This window comes from Aeromicrobium sp., assembly GCF_036675695.1.
Classification (GTDB): domain Bacteria; phylum Actinomycetota; class Actinomycetes; order Propionibacteriales; family Nocardioidaceae; genus Aeromicrobium.
Window position 1 is genome coordinate 1 of the sequence record NZ_JAKFEL010000019.1, and the last position, 3,094, is coordinate 3,094.

The window sequence follows — 3,094 nt, forward strand, 5'->3', positions numbered from 1 at the left end:
GAGTTGGCGCTGTCGAGATAGACCAACGGCAGGTCTCCGGCCAGGCGGCGGCTCAGGATCGGGAAATCAGCCCTGATCCTGGCCACATCAAAAGGCGAAGTGTCGTGGGTCGTGCTCTCGACGAGGGTCACGCTGAAGCAGCCGCCTTGACGTACTTGTCATAGCCGTTGGCCTCGAGCTGGTCAGCGAGCTCGCGACCGCCCTGCTCGGCAACCTTGCCGGCGACGAACACGTGCACGTAGTCGGGCTTGATGTACTGCAGGATGCGCGTGTAGTGAGTGATCAGCAGTACGCCGCGGTCGCCCTGCGAGCTGTAGCGGTTGACGCCGTCCGAGACAACGCGCAGTGCGTCGATGTCGAGACCTGAGTCGGTCTCGTCGAGCACGGCGAACTTCGGGTTGAGCAGCTCAAGCTGAGCGATCTCGTGGCGCTTCTTCTCGCCGCCGGAGAATCCCTCGTTGACGTTGCGCTGAGCGAACTCCTTGTCGAGCGTGACCCGCTCGAGCGCCTCGTTGACGTCCTTGATCCACGTACGCAGCTTGGGAGCCTCGCCGTCGATCGCGGTCTTGGCCGTACGGAGGAAGTTGGCGACGGAGACGCCGGGAACCTCGACGGGGTACTGCATCGCGAGGAAGAGGCCCGCGCGAGCGCGCTCATCGACCTTCATCGACAAGATGTCGACGCCATCGAGCGTGACGCTGCCCTTGGTGACGGTGTACTTGGGGTGACCCGCGATCGAGTAGGCAAGGGTCGACTTGCCCGAACCGTTGGGGCCCATGATTGCGTGGACCTCTCCCGACTTGACGGTGAGATCGACGCCTTTGAGGATCTCCTTTTCGCCTTCTTCGGTGTTGACCGAGACGTGAAGGTCCTTGATCTCAAGCGTTGCCATGTGCGTTCAGCTCCTGTGCTGTATTCGTGCCCGAGAGATCAACCAGAACGGCGTCTCCCTCGATCTGAGTGGGGTAAGTCGGTACGGCCTCGGTGGCCGGAAGGTTGACGGGCTTGCCAGTACGTACGTCGAAGCGAGATCCGTGCAGCCAGCACTCGATCTCGCAGCCCTCGACGTCTCCCTCTGACAGTGGGATGGACGCGTGCGAGCACTCGTCACGCAGCGCATAGACGTCGTCGCCGTCACGTACGAGAGCGACCTCTTGACCGTCGATCTCGACGGCGAGGACACCTCCGTTCGGTACGTCTGCGAGCTGCGCGGCGTGAACATAAGTCATGCCAGACGTCCTACGTGCGCGGCCAGCTCCTCTTCGATCGAAGCGACGAGACGCTCCTGGAGGGACGGGACGCCAATGCGACGAATGATGTCGTTGAAGAAGCCGTGCACGACGAGACGACGTGCTTCTTCCTCTTGGATGCCACGGCTCTGCAGGTAGAACAGGTGCTCGTCGTCGAAGCGGCCCGTCGTCGACGCGTGTCCCGCGCCTTCGATGTCACCGGTCTCGATCTCGAGGTTCGGAACCGAGTCAGCCTTGGCGCCGTCAGTCAGCACGAGGTTGTCGTTGCTCTCATACGTGAGGATGCCTTCGGCTTCCTTGCGAATGAGGACGTTGCCGATCCAGACCGTGTGAGCGTCCTTGCCCTGGAGCGCGCCTTTGTACTCGACATTGCTCTTGGTGCGCGGTGCTGTGTGGTCGACGAACAGGCGGTGCTCGATGTGCTGGCCCTCGTCGGCGAAGTAGACGCCGAGCATCTCGACGCTGCCGCCGGTACCGATGTAGTCGGCAGAGGTGCTGGCGCGTACGACGTCACCGCCGAGCGAGACGGCGATGTGGCGCAGCGAAGCGTCACGGCCGACACGAGCGTGCTGGGTGACGACGTGCACGCTGTCGTCGTTCCAGTCCTGAACCGTCACGAACGTCAGCTGAGCGCCGTCCTCGAGGACGACCTCGATGTTCTCGGCCCAGGTTGCGGATCCGTCGTAGTCGACGACGACGACAGCCTTGCTGAACGCGCCAGCGCGTACGAGCAGGTGTCCGGCAGCAGCCTTCTCCAGGCCACCACCGTGCAGGCGAATCGTGGTCGGGTCGGCAATCTCGGTGTTGGCCGGGATTGTGACCTCGAAGACGGACTTGGTCGCATCCCAGGCGCGTGCCGAGACACGGTCGACCGGGACGTAGCCGGAGACACCACGAGCCGAGTCGGCGGCAGGCACGGATACGGCACTCACGCCCTCAGCGGCGTCGACCTCAACCTTGAAGTCCTCGCCGTCGAGCGGGGTGTCCTGGTGCAGGCCACGGAGGCGCTTGAGCGGAGTGAACCGCCAGATCTCCTCCATGCCCGTGGGCACGTCGTGGTCAGCGAGGTCGAACGACCCCACCGGGTGCAGATGGCTTTCAACAGGAGACAACTCCAGAGCCTTGGACAGGTCTTGGATTGCCGTCTTGGAAGTGTCAAGCGAGGTGGTCAACCGACTGCACCCTCCATTTGAAGTTCGATAAGACGGTTCAGCTCAAGCGCGTACTCCATGGGGAGCTCGCGTGCGATGGGCTCGACGAATCCACGGACGATCATCGCCATGGCCTCGTCCTCCTCCATGCCGCGAGACATGAAGTAGAAGAGCTGGTCGTCGCTGAGCTTGGACACAGTGGCCTCGTGGCCGAGTGTCACGTCGTCCTCGCGGACGTCGACGTACGGGTAGGTGTCCGAGCGGCTGATCTGGTCAACCAGGAGCGCGTCGCACTTGACCGTGCTGGCCGAGCCTTCAGCACCCTCCAGCACCTGCAGCAGGCCGCGGTAGGACGTACGTCCGCCGCCACGTGCAACCGACTTGCTCAGGATCGAGCTCGACGTGTTGGGCGCTGCGTGCACCATCTTGGCGCCGGCATCCTGGTGCTGACCCTCGCCAGCGAAGGCGATCGACAGCGTCTCGCCACGAGCGTGCTCGCCCATGAGGTAGACGGCGGGGTACTTCATCGTGACCTTGGAGCCGATGTTGCCGTCAACCCACTCCATCGTCGCGCCCTCTTCGCAGACAGCGCGCTTGGTGACGAGGTTGTAGACGTTGTTGGACCAGTTCTGGATCGTCGTGTAGCGGACGCGGGCGCCCTTCTTGACGACGATCTCGACGACGGCCGAGTGC

4 protein-coding genes are annotated in these 3,094 nt (G+C 63.4%); all 4 read right to left on the reverse strand.

What is annotated here, in order from left to right; translation table 11 throughout:
* Positions 1 to 127: 127 nt before the first annotated feature.
* The gene (gene sufC, locus V6M39_RS01040) at positions 128 to 892 is read right to left on the reverse strand and encodes a Fe-S cluster assembly ATPase SufC (protein WP_332641794.1); all 765 of its coding nucleotides are present in this window, start codon (positions 890 to 892) and stop codon (positions 128 to 130) included.
* Positions 879 to 1,229 (reverse strand): non-heme iron oxygenase ferredoxin subunit, encoded by a 351-nt coding sequence (locus V6M39_RS01045; RefSeq protein ID WP_332641795.1) that lies wholly within the window; start codon positions 1,227 to 1,229, stop codon positions 879 to 881. The genes sufC and V6M39_RS01045 overlap by 14 nt, the downstream gene beginning before the upstream one ends.
* Positions 1,226 to 2,422, reverse strand: coding sequence for a Fe-S cluster assembly protein SufD (gene sufD, locus V6M39_RS01050; protein ID WP_332641796.1), 1,197 nt, complete (start codon positions 2,420 to 2,422; stop codon positions 1,226 to 1,228). The genes V6M39_RS01045 and sufD overlap by 4 nt, the downstream gene beginning before the upstream one ends.
* Positions 2,419 to 3,094: Fe-S cluster assembly protein SufB (sufB, locus tag V6M39_RS01055; RefSeq protein ID WP_332641797.1), on the reverse strand; the 676-nt coding region annotated here is incomplete at its 5' end. The genes sufD and sufB, both read right to left, overlap by 4 nt.

Coding starts and splice junctions, on each gene's coding strand:
- sufC (WP_332641794.1), bottom strand. CDS start 892: ATGGCAACGCTTGAGATCAAGGACCTTCACGTCTCGGTCAACACCGAA.
- V6M39_RS01045 (WP_332641795.1), bottom strand. CDS start 1,229: ATGACTTATGTTCACGCCGCGCAGCTCGCAGACGTACCGAACGGAGGT.